General features: G+C 41.9%; 14 protein-coding genes. 2 read left to right on the top strand and 12 right to left on the bottom strand.

The window, feature by feature from the left end; genetic code table 11:
• Positions 1–41: 41 nt before the first annotated feature.
• The 12 genes from C1E99_RS05525 to C1E99_RS05470 form a co-directional block, all read right to left on the bottom strand.
• Positions 42–299, bottom strand: a complete 258-nt coding sequence (locus C1E99_RS05525) for a DUF896 family protein (RefSeq protein ID WP_105107262.1) — start codon at positions 297–299, stop codon at positions 42–44.
• A 21-nt stretch (positions 300–320) separates the two neighbouring features.
• On the bottom strand, positions 321–1,220 hold the full coding sequence (locus tag C1E99_RS05520) for an RES domain-containing protein (protein WP_105206874.1): 900 nt from the start codon (positions 1,218–1,220) through the stop codon (positions 321–323).
• Between the two features lie 10 nt (positions 1,221–1,230).
• Positions 1,231–3,267 (bottom strand): glycine--tRNA ligase subunit beta, encoded by a 2,037-nt coding sequence (glyS, locus tag C1E99_RS05515; protein WP_105206873.1) that lies wholly within the window; start codon positions 3,265–3,267, stop codon positions 1,231–1,233.
• The gene (locus tag C1E99_RS05510; protein WP_105206872.1) at positions 3,245–3,616 is read right to left on the bottom strand and encodes a hypothetical protein; all 372 of its coding nucleotides are present in this window, start codon (positions 3,614–3,616) and stop codon (positions 3,245–3,247) included. The genes glyS and C1E99_RS05510 overlap by 23 nt, the downstream gene beginning before the upstream one ends.
• Positions 3,616–4,533, bottom strand: a complete 918-nt coding sequence (gene glyQ, locus C1E99_RS05505) for a glycine--tRNA ligase subunit alpha (RefSeq protein ID WP_105206871.1) — start codon at positions 4,531–4,533, stop codon at positions 3,616–3,618. Before glyQ ends, C1E99_RS05510 begins: the two co-directional genes overlap by 1 nt.
• A gap of 195 nt (positions 4,534–4,728) precedes the next feature.
• A complete protein-coding gene (locus tag C1E99_RS05500; RefSeq protein ID WP_105206870.1) occupies positions 4,729–5,490 on the bottom strand; it encodes an elongation factor Tu in 762 nt (253 codons plus the stop codon).
• 280 nt (positions 5,491–5,770) lie between these two features.
• Positions 5,771–6,463, bottom strand: a complete 693-nt coding sequence (locus C1E99_RS05495) for a methionine ABC transporter permease (protein ID WP_105206869.1) — start codon at positions 6,461–6,463, stop codon at positions 5,771–5,773.
• Positions 6,464–7,528 (bottom strand): methionine ABC transporter ATP-binding protein, encoded by a 1,065-nt coding sequence (locus tag C1E99_RS05490; RefSeq protein WP_105206868.1) that lies wholly within the window; start codon positions 7,526–7,528, stop codon positions 6,464–6,466.
• Positions 7,521–8,888 carry a M20/M25/M40 family metallo-hydrolase gene (locus C1E99_RS05485; RefSeq protein WP_105206867.1) on the bottom strand — a complete coding sequence of 456 codons (1,368 nt, stop codon included), beginning with the start codon at positions 8,886–8,888 and terminating at the stop codon, positions 7,521–7,523. Before C1E99_RS05485 ends, C1E99_RS05490 begins: the two co-directional genes overlap by 8 nt.
• 155 nt (positions 8,889–9,043) lie before the next feature.
• On the bottom strand, positions 9,044–9,901 hold the full coding sequence (locus C1E99_RS05480; RefSeq protein ID WP_105206866.1) for a MetQ/NlpA family ABC transporter substrate-binding protein: 858 nt from the start codon (positions 9,899–9,901) through the stop codon (positions 9,044–9,046).
• 181 nt (positions 9,902–10,082) lie between these two features.
• Positions 10,083–14,063, bottom strand: a complete 3,981-nt coding sequence (locus tag C1E99_RS05475) for a hypothetical protein (RefSeq protein ID WP_105206865.1) — start codon at positions 14,061–14,063, stop codon at positions 10,083–10,085.
• A gap of 110 nt (positions 14,064–14,173) precedes the next feature.
• Positions 14,174–14,863 (bottom strand): gamma-glutamyl-gamma-aminobutyrate hydrolase family protein, encoded by a 690-nt coding sequence (locus C1E99_RS05470; RefSeq protein WP_105206864.1) that lies wholly within the window; start codon positions 14,861–14,863, stop codon positions 14,174–14,176.
• 379 nt (positions 14,864–15,242) lie between these two features.
• Between C1E99_RS05470 and metE the strand changes: the two genes are divergently transcribed.
• Positions 15,243–17,492 (top strand): 5-methyltetrahydropteroyltriglutamate--homocysteine S-methyltransferase, encoded by a 2,250-nt coding sequence (metE, locus tag C1E99_RS05465; RefSeq protein WP_105206863.1) that lies wholly within the window; start codon positions 15,243–15,245, stop codon positions 17,490–17,492.
• Positions 17,493–17,495: 3 nt separating this feature from the next.
• Positions 17,496–18,356: a methylenetetrahydrofolate reductase [NAD(P)H] gene (gene metF / locus C1E99_RS05460; protein WP_105206862.1), complete on the top strand. Its 861-nt coding sequence runs from the start codon at positions 17,496–17,498 to the stop codon at positions 18,354–18,356.
• Positions 18,357–18,774: the final 418 nt, after the last annotated feature.

The following is an 18,774-nucleotide window of genomic DNA, read 5'->3' as shown; positions in this document are numbered from 1 at the left end:
GAAAACCCAGTCTTTCCTTGTTTTTTTTGGCAATCTTATTCTTAGGAATTTGGATCATCCAAACTACGGCCATGCAAGCCCTTTTCACGTTGGACTTGGCGGAGTTTCTCTGGCGTCACATCGTTGCCGTCTTCATCGACAATCTTGATACCTTCAACATGGGCACGCACGCTACGGCGGTAGCCCTCAATGTACTCCTCACGAAGAGCTACCTGTTCCTGCAACTCCTCCTCTGTCAAACCTTCCGCCTTTTTCTTGCGGGCCAGTTCGTTAATGCGATCGATTTTTGCTTGTTCCATAATAACCCTTTCTTTAAAAAGCTAATAATTATAATCAATACTTTCACAAGCTTGACTAAATTCCCACTTTACACTATCTAAATCAACAACATTTAGATAATGTTCTAATGGAAATGCCACGCAAGATGTCCGAAAATCAATTCCATTAGTATTTGTACTTTTAACAGACGGATAAATCCAACCTGAATGCTTGGTATCTAAAGAAAACTCATTACATCTTCTAATATAATTTGAAAGTTCATATTCAGATCCATTTGGGCTGGCTGGTCTTGAGAAGATATTAACCAAAATTTCATTAGACTTGGCTCCATAAAATGCTGTGAATTTATCTCTTGTAGCTAAAATGCTTGAGTTCCTAACGATTGCAAGCAGGTCAACATCTGATTTTACTTCATATGTCAGTAATGCATACTTATCCAAATCTGTAACACCTGTTTCAGCAATTGCAATTTCCTTAGAAAAAGCAGCATAAAACATTTGCTCATCTCCCCTATTCAATCTGTATTGTTTTACAAATTCTATCGGAACTATTTCCTTAAATTTTGAAACTTCTTTGTCGTCATCAGGTAATCTAACTATTCTATATAGCTTAGTCCCTCGCCCTAATTGATAGGATAGTTTACGAAATACCCCCTTACCTGCTATGAAAATTCTCTTATCAATTTCTTGTTTGATGTATTTAAATCTGTCAGCATCTGGAGTACTAATATACTCATCTATTTTAGAGTAAAAAGATTTTAACCCTTTATCTGATACACTATCAAGATAGCTAGAAACCTTTCTATAACGTTCCTCTTTCGTATCTTGTATTGCCGTACCGAACGTAATTTGTATTTGACGTGAATTAAACCAGCTTTTTTGAAAATCTTGAAAAGATAAACCAAACTGATTTAAAAATGTTACAAAATCTTTTCTTTTCATAATAATATTTCTATTTCGTGTTCAAGAGATTGAAGACCGCCACAGCACTTGCCTTATCCGCCAGAGCTTTCAATAGAGCCAAGCGGTTGGCTTTGACTGCTGCGTCATCTGCCATAACCATGGTATTGTCGAAGAAGGCCGCGATGATTGGGCTGAGAGCAAAGAGCTTGTCCAAGTTGCCTGCCATGTCTTCCGTCAACTCCAAGCCAGCCACTGCTGCAGCAAGGGCTTTCTCCTGCTCATTTTCAAAGAGGGCCTCGTCAATCGCAGTCACCTCCGCCTTTTCAGCCAAGTTGAAAACCCGTGACAAGTTTTCCACGGCTTCCTTATAGTCAGCTTCTTTTGATTTTTGGAAAATAGCAGAGCTGGCTGCCAGTTGTAGTCTGACCACAAAGGTTGAGCTGGCAAGTACAGCCTCACGGATGTCTTTCGGAATGGCCTTGTCCATCATCTTCTCTACACGGGCACGGATAAAGTCCATAACAGCTGGCTGGTTGTCATAGGTCAAGCTGGCAAAGTTCAAGCTGTAGAGCTCTGCAATCAACTCATCCAATGGAATTTCCCAACCAAATGCTTCCAAAATCCGCACGATACCCTGTGTTGCACGACGAAGGGCGTAAGGGTCGTTTGAGCCAGAAGGAATCAAGCCAACTGAGAAGAAGGATAGGAGGGTATCAAATTTATCAGCCAATGCCAAGACCGCACCAACCTTGCTCTCAGGCAATTCGCCTTCTGCTGAGTTTGGTAAGTAGTGCTCACGGATTGCTGCTGCCACCGCAGGTTTTTCCCCTGCAAGAAGTGCATACTTCTCACCCATAATCCCTTGCAATTCATCAAACTCGCCGACCATGCCTGTCAAGAGGTCAAACTTGTAGATGTCCGCCGCACGCGCCACATCTGCTTTTTCATCCGCAGACAAGCCAGCCAAGTCAGCCAGTTTTTCTGCGATCACCTTGGTGCGTTCCATGTGCTCGTAAAGTGAGCCGATTTTCTCATGGAAGGTCACGACTTTGAGTCGCTCTACCAAGTCAGCAATCTTGAGTTTCTGGTCTTCACGCCAGAAGAACTCGCCGTCTTCCAGACGAGCCACCAAGACTTTTTCATTCCCTTTGATGACATTGTCAAGGTGTTGGTCGTTACCGTTGCGGACGGAGATGAAGTTTGGCAAGAGTTTGCCAGCCTTATCCCGCACCACGAAGTAACGTTGGTGATTTTTCATAGAAGTGACCAAAACTTCTTCTGGCACTTCCAAGTATTTGGTGTCAAAGGAACCCATGAAAGCAGTTGGGTACTCGACCAGGTTGAGAACTTCATTGAGCAAATCTTCATCAATTTCAACTGTCACATTGTGTTTGTCCTCGATAGCCTGGATTTGCTCGACAATCATATGTTGACGCTCTGCGGGATCAGTGATAACAAACTGTGCACGCAAATCAGCCTCGTAAGAATCTGCACTTGCAATCTCGGTTTCATTTCCAAGGAAACGATGACCACGACTGATGCGAGCTGATGAAATGTCCAAGAAATCCATATCCAGTGCCTCATCGTCCAAGAGAACGGTCAAGGTGTGGACAGGGCGAATGTAAGCAAATTTGTTGGATGCCCAGTTCATGCTGACTGGGAAGGTCATAGCCTTCAAGACCTCTGGAATGCCCGCCAAAACTGTCTTAGCTGGCTGACCCGCCTCATGCTTGGTCACATAGACATACTCTTCGCCCTTGATCTCGCGGAATTCGATGTCCGCTGTCGTCAAGCCTTTACCACGGACAAAGCCTTCTGCAGCTTTAGTGAAGTTTCCGTCTGCGTCCAAGGCAATCTTCTTAGCAGGACCCTTGAAATCTTCTGTAAGATCAGTCTGCTGATCTGCCAAACCACGCACACGAACAGCCAAACGGCGTGGCGTTGAAAAGACATCAATGCTGTCAAAAGCCAAGCGATTGTCTGTCAAAAAAGTCGCCATGCGGTCACGCAACTGGTGCATGGCTGGGGTTACGATGTAGGCAGGAATTTCTTCCAAGCCAAGTTCAACAAGTAAATTCTTTGTCATAATCTTCCTCTGCAATTTCTATTTTTTCTACATTGAGCACATTCACTATTGTAGTCCCCTTAGTTATATAAATAAATCTCTTGCTTTGTATATTTTGAAAAATAATGTCAGAATGCTCAATATCAATTTTAACAAAACCAAATAAAACTCTCCGACTATTGTCATTATCTAGTTGACATATAATACCACCTTCTAGACAATCAAGCTCTAACTCCTCTTTCAACCATTTACGAATTGACTCACCAAGTTCTTGATTTGATACTTTTCCCTGGAATTCTTGTGTAAATTCCAGCCAGATTTTCAACACAATAGCCTTGTCATTGTCATTCTGTTCAGGTTCTACCGGCATTATTCAACCTCTTCGGCCAATAATTCTGCTCGTGTTGCTTCGTCTAAAAGTGGGAAACCGAGTTTTTTCCGCTCTGCCACAAATGTCTTGGCAACGACACGGGCAAGGTTACGGATACGGGCAATGTAACCTGCACGCTCGGTTACAGACACAGCTCCACGGGCATCCAACAGGTTAAAGGTATGAGAGCATTTGAGTACATAGTCAAATGCTGGATGAACCAAGCCCTCTTCCAAAGCCCGCTCTGCTTCTTTTTCAAACTTGGTAAAGTTTTCAAGGAGCATGTCTTGGTCGGATACTTCAAAGGAGTATTTTGAATGCTCATATTCTGGCTGGATAAAAATCTCGCCGTATTTTACGCCGTCTGCCCACTCAATATCGTACACTGAGTCAACCTCTTGGATGTAAGAAGCCAAACGCTCCAAACCATAGGTTACTTCGGCTGTGACTGGACCTGTCGCCAAACCACCAACCTGTTGGAAGTAGGTAAACTGTGTGATTTCCATACCGTCCAACCAAACTTCCCAGCCCAGACCAGCTGATCCTGTTGACGGATTTTCCCAGTTGTCCTCAACGAAACGAATGTCATGTTCCAAAGGATTGATACCCAAACGCTCCAAAGACTCCAAGTAGAGTTCTTGGATATTAGATGGAGATGGTTTCATAACCACTTGGAATTGGTGGTGTTGATACAAACGGTTTGGGTTTTCTCCGTAACGACCGTCCGCAGGACGACGGGATGGCTCCACATAAGCTGCATTCCAAGGCTCAGGACCGATAGCACGCAAGAAAGTGTAAGGGCTCATAGTACCCGCACCCTTCTCCGTATCATAAGCCTGCATGAGCAAGCAGCCTTGCTCATTCCAAAATTGTTGTAAGGTCAGGATAATTTCCTGAAAGGTAAATTTTTTAGACATATTCTTCCTTCTTTCTATTTTAAATAATCTTGCGACGTGAGCCTTCCTAGCCGATATTGCTAGGAAAGGCGAACTAGTACAGCGTCTAGCTCAATCGCACTAGCGATGAGCGTGTGGCAATTCGACTGAAAGGAGACTATGCCACTGACGCTGTGGAATGTAAGTTTTTTTGCCATAAGTTACTCCTGTTTCTTTTTAAATTTCTTTTTCTAATAATTCTTCCTGCACAAACCAGTTGAGTAGCGAAATGCTTTGGTCTGACTGCGCCCATTTATGATAGGTTTCAAAAAGTGCTTGGACCGAACCTGCTTTCTCTACTAACTGGTCAATGGTGAGAAAACTTCGCCAGTACTCGTAAAAAATACTCGCGTAATCTCCTTCGTAAGTGGATTTTCCAAAAGCATCCAAGGAATGCCAGCCGTGTTTTTCTTGAAAGAGGTCAACCAAGAGCTGATTACAGAACCGCTCTTGAGCAAACTCTTCTTCTGTCAAAAAATACTGTCGGCTGATGTACTCGACCATGCCCTCTTCAAACCAGATGTTTGCATCATAGTCCGCAAAGTCATCCAGAAAAAGTTCTGACCAATGCGCCAGCTCATGACCGATAATTTGCAACAGATGATTTTCCGACAAACCTTTGTAGTGAGCACTCAATGTCTGCAAGTCTGGGCTGTTCTCGTAGCTATCTAGTTGATGCTGGTATATCTTTTTCCAAACTGCTAAGTCTGGTGTCATGACCATGCGGATATCATTAGTGTAGGCTGGTACGGGACTTTGGCCAAGTAATTTTCTTGCGGCTTCTTCATTTGTCCAGATAAGGGCTTGGGGCAAATCACGAACTTGATATTCCTTCCTTAGAAAATGGATATAGTCATGCCATTTTGCCTCGTATTTTGAGACAAATTGCTGATAGTTAAACAGCTGTTCTTGGCTATCCACTAGATAAAAATTCTTCATATCCTCTCTTTCCTCTCTGATAAAACAGAAAAAGAACCACATTCTCTTCCCCTGTCAACAGACATAGGGGCGTTGAGAACGCGGTTCCACCCTAATTTATTACTTCGTTTGTATGATTTTGATGAAGTCGGACATGATCACGACTGGGAAAGTGCCAATTATTTCAAGACTGGCTTGGCTTTCACTCTCCCAAGCTCGCTAGACAGGCTTTTGAAACAACCTTCTTTCATGCCTAGTATTGTAGCAGAAAAATAAGCATTTGTCTAGAAAATCGTGGCAACTATCTATGACTAATCTTCCTGGTCAAGAAATCACCAATGAATTGAATGGCAAAGATGATAACCAAAATCAAAAGAGTTGCTAAAAAGGTCACATCATTATTATACCGTAGGTAGCCGTATGATAGCGCAACTTGTCCCAAACCACCTGCTCCGATGGCTCCAGCCATGGCAGTGTAGCCGACCAAGGAAACCAAGGCAAAGGTCGTCACACGAATCAAGTCTGGTAGCCCCTCACGCAGATAGACAAGGACAATATCCCAGAAAGTCGCACCTGATGCCTGAGCAGCCTCAATGACACCACGGTCTAATTCTGACAAGACCACTTCAACCTGACGTGCAAAGAAAGGAAAGACTGAAAGGGCGAGCGGAACCAAAGCCGCCTCTGTACCAATGGTTTTTCCAACAATAATTTTTGTCAAAGGAGCAATGGCCGCCAACAAAATAATGAAAGGAATGGCTCGGAAGATAGAAGCCACCTTGTCCAAAATCCAGTAGGCAGTCTTATTGGCAATAACCCCACGTGGACCTGTCAAAACCAAGAATAAACCAGACACCAAGCCCATAAATCCACCAAAAGCAAAGGAAACAAAGGTCATATAGAGGGTCAAATTAAAATGTGTTAACCAACCTGTCTGACCATCCCAGCCCAATTTATAAATATCTGGAAAATTCGTTTGAATCCATTCTAACATCTAGTTTGCTCCTTTCAAAATCGTCACTTCTACACGGGCCTCTGTCACTGCCTCAATCGCACGGTGTAATTGACCAGGTTCACCTGATAAGATCACCACCATCTCACCGACTGGCGTATGGTCCAATATCTCAATATTACCATATAAAATATTGGCAGACACTTGATAGAATTTATACAAATCATTGACAATTGCCGTATCCGTATTGGAACCAGCATATTTCAATTGAACTAAGATACTGTTCTCAGGCAAATTCTTAACAATATCCTGCTGGTAAATTTTCACCAGGGCCTCATCAATTCCTGTTGCTGTTTTGATGAAATCCTGGGTCAATTCTTCTTTTGGATGAGAGAAAATTTCTAAAACTGACCCCTCTTCAATCAAGCGACCATCCTGCATAACCGCCACACGGTTACAAATGTCTTTTACAATCTGCATCTCGTGGGTAATCATAACAATGGTCAAGCCCAGTTTTTCATTCAATTCCTGCAAAAGTGCCAAAATCTGCTTAGTCGTTTTCGGATCCAAGGCAGAAGTAGACTCATCAGAAATCAAGATTTTAGGGTCATTGGCCAAGGCACGGGCAATGGCAACACGTTGTTTTTGACCACCAGACAACTGAGCTGGATAGTTTTCAGCACGGTCAGAAAGCCCAACCAAGTCCAACAACTTAGCAACTTTTTCTTTCTTCTCCTGTTTGCTCAAGCCAGAATGCTTGAGGGCAAAAGCTACGTTTTCTTCTGCCGTCATTTGAGCCATCAGATTGAAATGCTGGAAAATCATGCCGATTTCACGGCGTTTGCTTCGCAATTGAGCTGGGGTAAGTGTGACCTTTTCTCCCTCGTAAATTACATCCTCATCAATAGTAATTTTACCCGCTGTCGGCACCTGCAACAGATTGATGACACGAACAAGGGTAGATTTCCCTGCACCAGAATAACCTACGATACCGTAAATATCCCCTTGATTGATATGGATGGTCACATCCTTGACCGCTTCGATGGTCCGTTTCTTCTGCTGGAAGGTTACATCAATATTATCTAGCTTAATCATTTCCTTACTCATAACTTGCAATTAACTCCTCTACTAATTCAACATGGCTATAGTAGTCAGCGATGCTGACATTTTCATCACCTGCATGGTCACGGCTATTGGCATTTCCTAATCCAAATCCTGCAATCGGCACACCTAGAGCATGAAAAACTGTGTGCATAGGGCCTGTCCCAGGAGAAGTCGGCAAAACAGCAACTCCTTCTGGCGTCAATTTTTTAGCCAATTCAATCACATTGACAATGGCAGGATGGGACATATCACTTCGGTAGCTCATTTCCCCCAAAGTGAAGATAACCTCAACTTTGTCAAATCCATGCTTGTCCAAATGCTGGCGAATCTTGTCCAAAACATCGTGTGGCTCCAAACCAGGAACCAGACGGACCTCCATTTTTGCAGAAGCCTGAGCTGGAATAATGGTCTTGACACCTTGACCAAGATAGCCTGTTGACAAACCTTCAATAGTAATTGACGGCTCAAAATACAAACGCTTCAGAAATTCACGACGGTCTTTTACCAAGGTTGGTAGGGTCAAGCCATAAATGTCTTTCATAGACTGATTGGTCGCCAGTGCAAATTCCTCTACCAAGGCCAATTCACGCTCATTTGGCTCTTGTACCTGCTCGTAAATGCCCTCTACTAGAATTCGTCCATCTGCAGCCCGCATGGATTGAAGTGCTGATAATAAATACCAGCTTGCAGAATCAATGACACCACCAAAGGAAGAATGAATATCCAAGTCAGCTGATTTGACCTGAAGATCAAAGGTCACAATTCCCTTGTTTCCCCCAGCAATCTCTAGCTGATGCAGGCTATTGCGATGCCCTTGTTCCCAAACCAACAAGTCAGCTCCAAGCAAGTCTTCCTTGTATTTGGCAAGGTACTTATCCAAGTCAACAGAAGCTGACTCCTCTGCCCCTTCCATAATAAAGATTACATTGACTGGCAAATGACCGTTTTGTCTAGCCAGGTATTTTTTCAAGGCTGACAGACGAGCTGTGATATGCCCCTTATCATCATCTACCCCGCGACCATAGATATAGCCATCGGAAATGGTCAATTCAAAGGGGTTCCCCTTCTCCCAGACCTGATCGGCATCTGCTGGCACTGTATCGTAGTGGTTATAGAAAATCAAAGTTTTGGCATTTGGGACTGTCGCTGCAAACTTAGCCATGACAAAAGGTGCTGCATAACTGTCATCTAGAATAACCTCCGCCCCAGCTTCTTCAAACATCTCTTTCAAGTAAGTCGCCACATCCAAGAGACCAATCTGTTGAGCGAAAATGGATTTCTTTGCAATCAAGACTTTTAACTTTTCAAAATAGTGCTGAATAATCGCATCCTGTTCAAAAGCTTGAATTTTACTATCTGCCATACTTCCTCCTCATACTCAATGAAAATCAATCAAATCTGCTAACCAAAATCAAAAATTCTCTCGCATTTCTGACTCTGGTTAAGAGATTTTTCTTATCTCTATAAAAACAGATAGAGGGCTGAACAATTCTGTCCAGTCCTCGACCTATTTACATTTTACCAAACTGGCTCATCCATACCGTCAGATGTTGTTTCAATGACTTCTTTCACTTCATCTGTGTGGTAGGCTTCGATAATTTTCTTAATCGCTGCTGCTTGGTCTGATTTTTCCCAGTCGCTACGAGCTGCAATCAAGTTGTACCATTGCGATGAATTTTCATCTTTTTGCTCTTTGTAAAGGGCATTTTTGTAATCCAAGCCAGCTTCCAATACGAAGGTGTTGTTTACAACCGCTGCATCAACTGAGCTAAGTGAGCTTGCTGTTTGGCTTGCATCCAACTCAGTAATTTTCAAGTTTTTCTTGTTTTCAGTAATATCAGCAATCGTTGCCAATTCTGTACCGGATACACCAACCTTGATCAAACCAGCTGCTTGAAGAAGGTAAAGAGCACGGCTTTCGTTTGTTGGGTCATTTGGAACCGCAATTTCTGCACCATCAGGAATTTCTTCCACTTTCGTGTACTTGTTTTTGCCATCAGCTGTACCTGAGTAAAGACGGATTGGTGCGATATAAGTATCTGCAATAGCAACCAAGTCTTCACCATTTTCTTCATTCCAGTTGTTCAAGAAGTTATGGTGTTGGAAAGCGTTGATGTCAACTTCGTTTTCTGCAACAGCCTTGTTTGGTTGTGAGTAGTCTGTAAATTGAGTGAACTCCAAAGTCACATCATCACCAAGAATTTCTTGGATTTTGTCCCAACGAGCTTGCTCAGAGTCGCTCAAGCTCATCACACCAACACGAACAGTTGTTGCTGATGAATCAGATGAAGAGCTAGAAGACGAGCTACCACATGCAGCCAGCACACCTACTGACAAGGCAGCTGCTGCTAAACTAAATAATTTTTTTAATTTCATAAAAATATCTCCTTAATTTATTGAACTGAGACTATCTTAACACAGAAAAGTCAATCTGACTAATTGGCTTTTTTTATAGAGTGTTATAAGTTTTAATTATAACAAATACCCTTGCAATTATAAGAATTGATAATAAAAAGAGGGAAGCTAGTTCCCTCTTTCATAATAACTTCCCAGTTTGCTAGCCTAAGAAATCATTTTTTCTTTTAGCTACAGTTAGGCTAAGAAGTGCAAGTCCCGCCAAAATTGGTAGTTTTGACTGATGACCATTCGTTCTAGGTAAAGTAGGAGCCGACGTTTTTTCAGTTTCTACTTTCTGTCCCGAAACGGTAGTTGCTGAAGACAAATCCTCATCATGAGTATTTTCCTTTGTTAATTGTAGTGGTGCTTCGCTAACCAACTTATCTACCTTAGTTGGGATACTTGAGTTTTCAGTCACTGATGGTACTACTTCTGTTGGAGATGACGGTGTGTCTTCAACTGAGGTGCTCGATTCGACTGGAGATGACGGTGTGTCTTCAACTGGAGTGCTCAATTCGACTGGAGAGACCGGTGTGTCTTCAACTGGGGTGCTCTCTTCAGTTGGAGTGACCGGTGTTTCTACAACTGGGGTGCTTTTTTCTGTTGGAGTGACCGGTGTGTCTTCAACTGGGGTGCTCTCTTCAGTTGGAGTGACCGGTGTTTCGTCTACTGGAGAGTTCTCTTCTGTTGGAGTGACCGGTGTTTCGTCCACTGGAGAGTTCTCTTCTGTTGGAGTGACCGGTGTTTCGTCCACTGGAGAGCTCTCTTCTATTGGAGTGACCGGTGTTTCTACGATTGGTAACTCGACTTCTGTTGGAGTGACCGGTGTTTCGTCTACTGGAGAGTTCTCTTCTGTTGGAGTGACCGGTGTTTCGTCCACTGGAGAGTTCTCTTCTGTTGGAGTGACCGGTGTTTCGTCCACTGGAGAGCTCTCTTCTATTGGAGTGACCGGTGTTTCTACGATTGGTAACTCGACTTCTGTTGGGGAAATTGGGGTCTCAGTAGCTGGTGGAACAACCTCTATCGGCGGAGTTATTGATCCCGAATTTTCTACTTTCGAGTTTGATTTCAAATTGACAATAATTTCATAAAAGGGACCATTATAATTCAAGTCGCTACTAAAAATTGAAGTGAAACCTTGACTTACCTCAACAGATTCAAAATAATATGCCTTCTCATCAATACCATTGCTTTCATCACGAATAATGCTATCAATTGTGGAGTTTGCAACTCGGCGACTCTCTTTAACAGTTGATTCCCCATCTTTAAATTGAATAGTATATAAGGCTTGCCTGATAGTTGAATTATCATAAATCACACCTTCTGGTAGAAGTCTTTTCTCAATTTCAGGCAGAGGAGTATCCGATGTGTTTACAACCAGTTGCTGGTATGAACGAATTACATCAGTTTGAGTTCGATTTCCAACGGTAACTGACCTTGAAGAGATTTGAGTCCCCCCCGCACCAGCTAAGTCAAATGTTACACCATGTTCTTTTTCATATGCTGAAATTAGCTCACGAATCAATTGTTTCATTGCTTCATGGTCTTCACCTTGGAAATTCGTGCGAATGAGTACTTGCCCACTCGATTTTTCAACAACCTCAATATTGGTTACCACTGTCGTTTCTACAACAGGATTTACATTCTCTACATCAGTAGACTGATTGACAACTATGGATTTCGCAGGCAAACTATCAACAGTAGATAAATAACTCGTATTGCCATAAATATCTGTCAGATATAAATACTTCAACTCATATTGACCTAGCGAATAAGAATAGTGAATTGTTTCCGATAAGGTTATCCTTTTTTTATTACCCTCCAATTGCTCAATATTGGTAATATTTTCGCCAAATCGGAGTATTCCTGACTCACTTTCAAATCCGAGATTAACAGATGCGATATTTGAATCATCTTCCACTAAAAGTACCACTTCGACTGTTTCACCTTGTTTAGCTTCATTTCGACTAGTTTCTAACTCTATAAACTTAGGTGCGGTAAAATCACTAACAATATTAGGTGAGTTGACGATAGCCTGGGTAGTAATATTTTGAATAATTTCAGGTTCTGAAAAACTATTTGATGAACTTTCGTTTTTAGCATTCAAATAAACAAAATCTAAAGATAAGTCTGACCTAGGATAATCACTTGCTATTGGTACAGTTACATCAAAGCGATATAGTCCATCCACTAGCTTGATTGGGTTATTACTCTCTCCTCTAAGCACATACTGACTGGTTAATTTTTTATCAGATAGATCAAAGTAAATACGCTCCATCTCCTCTTCAGACGAAACCACAAAACTTGCAGTCAGGTTGTCCCCAGGCTGGTAAGACTCTTTATCAAATATCAGGGATTCCAATTTAGGAATCGGAATATACTGTAGGGTCAATACCGTATCGCCTTCTACAAGTTCTCCATAGAGAGAAGGTTGGTTCTCATAAGATAATCTATAAATTTTGCCATTTTGCTCAATTTTCTGTACTTGATAATCATAGGCATAGAAAGTTGGATAGTTTTGAATTGGTTCTGACAAACTCTCTGATCCATCTGCATAAATTGTCTTTTCACGATAACTAATCAATGTCTCTGGAACAGCTTCTACTGATTCTTTAAGCGTTTGCCCTGTCCTTGTTTGATACTGAACAATCACTTTGCCTGTTTTCTTTTCGACCTGCTCTGTGGATACTAAATAAGGTGTATAGGTATAGGTTATTTTCGTCAAACCAGCTTTCAAAAGCCCCTGCTCTACACCGTCTACTTTAACCTTATAATATTGCCTACCATCCATGCCGTTCAGAAGTAATGGAGCTTCGCCACTAGTATCGTATGTAATCCCTGTCGCAACTGGTTCTTCCGAACCCAATGCTAACGTTGACACTACGCCCGAAATTCTCTTGTCTTCAGCTATGGCAGTCCCATCTTCAAGTTGATAATGAATCAAGACTGAACCTGAAGTAATACTGTTAACCGTCATCGAAAGTGGTGCAAATGTATGTTCTGACCATGAATTGTTTGAAGAATCATAATAAGTTACATTATTTCCAATCTCATCTCTTAGAGATATAAAAGTTAAATTATAAATGTCACTTGGGCGATTTTCTGGAATTGAACTAGTTAATACTGAACGATATAAGCCATTTGCCAACTTTTCGACACTGCTAGAAGAAAAATAAAGACTTTGTCTACCATCTGATGAGCTAAAATCTGCAGATACAGTCGCAAGGTTGCTATCTTCCTCAGAATCAACCGTTAAGGTTACCGTTTCACCTGCCCGATATTCCCTTTTGTCTAATGTATAGGAAACCAGTTTGGGTGCGGTACGGTCGGTCACTGTACCAGTAACCGTCATCGAAAGTGGTGCAAATGTATGTTCTGACCATGAATTGTTTGAAGAATCATAATAAGTTACATTATTTCCAATCTCATCTCTTAGAGATATAAAAGTTAAATTATAAATGTCACTTGGGCGATTTTCTGGAATTGAACTAGTTAATACTGAACGATATAAGCCATTTGCCAACTTTTCGACACTGCTAGAAGAAAAATAAAGACTTTGTCTACCATCTGATGAGCTAAAATCTGCAGATACAGTCGCAAGGTTGCTATCTTCCTCAGAATCAACTGTTAAGGTTACAGTTTCACCTGATTGATAATCGGTTTTATCTAATGTATAAGAAACCAGTTTGGGTGCTGTACGGTCTTCCAATACCTCTGCAGCTCCATCTATTGCTGAAGCGCTGGCCGGTGAAATATTGACCGCTAAATCCGTATTTGAATCTGGTGTAGTTGAAATTGACTCCCCATTTGCATTACTTGTTTCTACAGCAGTTGAAGAAACCGCTTCTGCTACCAAAGAATTTGTAGCTGTCGTGGTTTCAACCTCCGAAGTCCCCTCGTTTCCTATAGTTCCAGTTGAAGTTGATGTTGCGACATCATTATCTGCAGTTAATTCAACAGTTTCTGAAGCATTTATAACTTGTTCAGAACTTGCTGTTGTGGGAGTATTCTCACTCACTTCATCAGCATAAACAACAGCCGTAGTAGAAAACAGCAAACCTAGGGCTAGCACTCCGACTGCCCCATGAATACCTTTTCTAATACTTCCATAACCTTTGGATTCTTGACATTTCTTAATCATATAGCCCTCCTTTAATTAGTGTTATTATATACAATTTTATCTGATTTATAAAGTATTTACTGGCAAATTATTACAAAAAACACTCAATTACTTGAGTGCAAAGAATATGACTAAAATACCTCCACCAGATACTGAAATAAGTTTCTATGCTGTTTGCAGTCATTGTATAGAAATTCTGGGTGCCATTGAAGACCAAACAGGGCCTGCTTGCCCTTGCTTTCATAGGCCTCAATCGTACCGTCTCTCAGATCCAGACCAGTTGCCACCAAACCAGGTGCCAAATCTTTGATCCGCTGATGATGGAAAGAATTGATGGAGCTTCCTTGAGCAAATAGTTGACTAACACGACTTTTAGGTTTAACCTGCAAACGATGCGAAGTTCCTTCTATATCCTCTTGCCAATGGTCAGCCACTTCCTGTTCTAAGCTACCACCAAGTGCGACATTGAGCAACTGCATGCCACGGCAGACCGCAAATATCGGTTTCCCTTGGCGGAGTGCTTCTTTAATCAAAGCCAATTCAAATTCGTCACGCTCCAATAGGTAATCATCACTATCAATTAAACGTTCTTGCCCATACAGACTTGGATCAACATGTTGACCACCTGATAAAATCAACTTATCAATCATGTCGATATAGTCTTTGGCTAAATCAGGAGTTCCCATCGGGATGACCATTGGGACACCACCTGCCTGACGAACACTGTCTGCCAATTCACGCGCAACTGTCACGTAAACTCGACCAGATTTTGTTGGAAATTCTTGTTCATTTCCTGAAATTCCAATAATGACTTTTCCCATGAGAAACTCCTTTCTGTGATTTTTTACATTTTAACACGACCAGCCAAGCCTGTCTAATATAGAAGTTTTATGGGCCGATAAAAAATAACTATCAGACCGACCAATAAACTATTGCTCTCAAGCATGAGCATGCCTGTTACCCTTCCATAGATAAAATCTATACCAGGCTTAAGAAAAAACTATATCGGAGCCGGAATTAAAAAGTCAAGCTTGATAAACAGGCGTTTTTCAGACTTTTATATAGTAGAAATATCAAAAAGTAGCTCATTTTTCATCCGTTATAGTCAATACTTATAACTATCTCTAATTTTTTACAATTATACAAGTGTTTGCTTTTCTGTTAGGATATGAACATAGAAATAATTTTGGAGGAAATCCTATGACAACAACTATTATCGGCTTCCCACGTATCGGAGAACACCGTGAATTAAAATTTATCACTGAAAAATACTTTAGAAATGAAATTCCACAAGAAGAGCTCTTGACAGCAGCTAAAGACCTGCGTGCAAAGCACTGGACTATTGTTAAAGAAGCTGGCATTACTGAAATCCCAAGCAATGACTTCTCACACTATGACAATGTTTTGGATGCAGCTGTACTCTTCAACATCGTACCAAAAGCCGTTCAAGAGCTTGACTTGACTGACCTTGAAAAATACTTTGCGTTGGCGCGTGGCTACCAAGGAGATAAGGGTGATGTTCGTGCTAGACCAATGAAAAAATGGTTCAACACCAACTACCACTATATCGTTCCAACTATTGAAAAAGACACAGAAATCAAACTAGCTGGTCATAAGATTTTCGATGAATTCCAAGAAGCAAAGGATCTGGGAATTATTACTCGTCCAGTTTTGATTGGTCCATTCACTCTCTTGCAATTAACTGATTTTGAAGAAGGTCTGAAAGCTGAAGATGTAGCAGATAGCTTGGTTGCTGCCTATGGACAAGTATTTGCAAAATTGGTAGAACTTGGTGCTGAAAAAATTCAGTTAGACGAGCCTAGCTTGGTCAAGGATTTGACTGCTGAAGAAAAAGCCCTTTTCCTCAATATTTACCAAACTCTATTAGCAGACAAGAAAGGCTTGCAAGTCCTTATCCAAACCTACTTCGGAGATGTGCGTGATATTTACACAGAATTAACAAACCTACCAGTCGATGCCATCGGTCTTGACTTTGTAGAAGGTAAGGAAACAGCTGCACTTGTAGCAACAGGCTTCCCGACTGATAAGACCCTCTACGCTGGTATCGTCAACGGTAAAAACATCTGGCGTAACAACTATGAAAAGAGCTTTGCTGTCTTGGAGGCTATCCCAGCTGAACATGTCGTTCTAACAACTTCTTGTTCCCTTCTTCATGTACCATTTACTACAGCTAATGAAGTATTTGAGCCAGCTATCCTCAATCACTTTGCCTTTGCGGTTGAAAAATTGAGCGAGTTGCGCGATTTGGATGCTATCCGTAATGGTCAAGGGGAAGCGGCTCTCACAGCCAACAAGGAGCTATTTGCCCTTGAGCGTGTTGGTCGTGATGCAGCTCTTGCAGACCGCTTGGCAGGTTTGACTGATGCAGACTACACTCGTCTCCCTGTCTTTGCAGAACGTGAAGCTATTCAACGCGAAAAATTGAACCTACCCCTTCTTCCAACAACTACTATCGGATCCTTCCCTCAAACCAAGGACGTTCGTAGCACACGTTTGGCTTTCCGCCGTGGCGAAATTACCGAAGCAGAGTACGATGCTTTTGTAGAAGCACGTACGGATGAGTGGATCAAGTGGCAGGAAGAAGTTGACTTCGATGTACTGGTTCACGGTGAATTTGAACGCAACGACATGGTTGAATACTTCGGTGAAAACCTATCTGGCTACCTCTTCAGCAAAAACGGTTGGGTCCAATCTTATGGACTTCGTGGAGTAAAACCACCAATCATCTGGGGTGATGTTACTCGCTTGAACCCAATTACTGTTAAATGGTCTAGCTATGCACAAAGCCGTACCAACAAACCAGTCAAAGGGATGTTGACAGGTCCTGTAACCATCCTCAACTGGTCATTCCCACGTGAAGATATCTCTATCAAAGAGTCAACTCTTCAAATCGCCCTTGCTATCAAGGAAGAAGTTCTCGACCTTGAAGCTGCAGGTATCAAGATTATCCAAATCGACGAAGCAGCACTTCGTGAAAAATTACCACTCCGCCGTAGCGACTGGTACAGCGAGTATCTTGACTGGGCAATTCCAGCCTTCCGTTTGGTTCACTCAACTGTTGCACCAGACACACAAATCCATACTCACATGTGCTATAGCGAATTTACAGACATCATTCCTGCCATCGACAATATGGATGCGGACGTTATCTCCTTTGAAGCTAGCCGTTCAAATCTAGTCATCCTCGATGAACTCAAGGCTAAGAACTTCCAAACTCAGGTAGGTCCTGGTGTATATGACATCCACTCTCCACGTGTCCCTGCAGTTGATGAAATTGCACACACTATCCAAGCCATCCTTGCAAAAGTACCGAAAGAAAAAGTTTGGATTAACCCAGACTGCGGTCTTAAAACGCGTGGCGAATCAGAAACAAAATCTAGCCTTATCCACTTGACCCAAGCAGCTAAGGCAGCCAGAAAGGAACTCTAATTTATGATTGGTCAAACCCCAAGTCTCTCATTTGAAATTTTTCCTCCAAAACCAGAAGTAGGCAATGAAAAGATACTCCTAACACTTGATGAGATGCAGGGTTTGGCCCCTCATTTTATCAGTGTGACTTGTAGCAATAACAACCTTAACGTAGAAGAAACGACTGTTAAATTGGCTGACCATGTACACAACGAGTTACATATCCCAACCATTGCCCATTTACCAGCCGCCTACTTAACCAAAGAAAAGGTTCGGTCTGTGCTGCACTCTCTTGATGAAATCGGCGTTCACCAGATATTAGCCCTTCGTGGCGACATTATTGAAGGTATTCCCCCTAAAGAGGACTTCCAGTATGCAACTGACTTGATTTCCTTTATCAAGGAAGAAGCTCCACATTTTGACATTATCGGAGCCTGTTATCCTGAAGTTCATCCTGAGTCACCAAATTCTGTATCCGACATCAAAAATTTGAAGAAGAAAGTTGATGCTGGTTGCTCAACCTTGGTCACGCAACTCTTCTTCGATAACGAAGCATTTTATAACTTTCAGGAGAAATGTTCTCTCGCAGACATCGAAGTGCCTATTATCGCAGGTATTATGCCTATCATCAACAGGAATCAGGCACTTCGTCTCTTGAAAACTTGTGAGAATATTCGCCTCCCTCGTAAATTCAAGGCCATCTTGGAAAAATACGAGCACAATCCTGAATCCCTACGTGCAGCTGGCCTAGCCTATGCCGTTGATCAGATTGTCGATTTGGTAACCAATGATGTCGCAGGTGTCCATCTTTATACCATGAATAATGCAGAAACGGCTCGCACCATCCATCAAGCAACTCATTCGCTATTCAAACATTATAGTTAGAAAACTCCCCCTGAGCCCAAGCTCAGGGTTTTATTCTATGCCCTGTGACTCTCAAAGACTACTTGATCATTTTCTACCCCATCATGACATTAATCCAGCAGATGTCTAGGTATGTGACATCTTGCTTACAATAGTGAATAGCCATTTAAAATACCGTCATAAGGAGTAAAAATGGCACTAAGAGAATACAGAGAATCGATGAAATGGAAAAATAAAGTCCAACCGTTTTCAATTTACAATGTTCTAGACAGTATTTTTTTAACTGAATCACGTTGATTTCCATATATTTTAATCGTAAATAAAAAGAGGCTGGGCAAAAACTAGCCAATAACTAAAAAAATACACAGACAGATTGAGCTGCTTCAGATGAAATCCAGCCGAACTGTCTGTGTTTTTCTTTCTGTTTCTACTCTCTTGG

The sequence above is a fragment of the Streptococcus suis genome, assembly GCF_002964045.1.
GTDB lineage: Bacteria > Bacillota > Bacilli > Lactobacillales > Streptococcaceae > Streptococcus > Streptococcus suis_U.
Note: the sequence above shows the minus strand (reverse complement) of the source record. Positions and strands in the feature narration are given on the sequence as shown.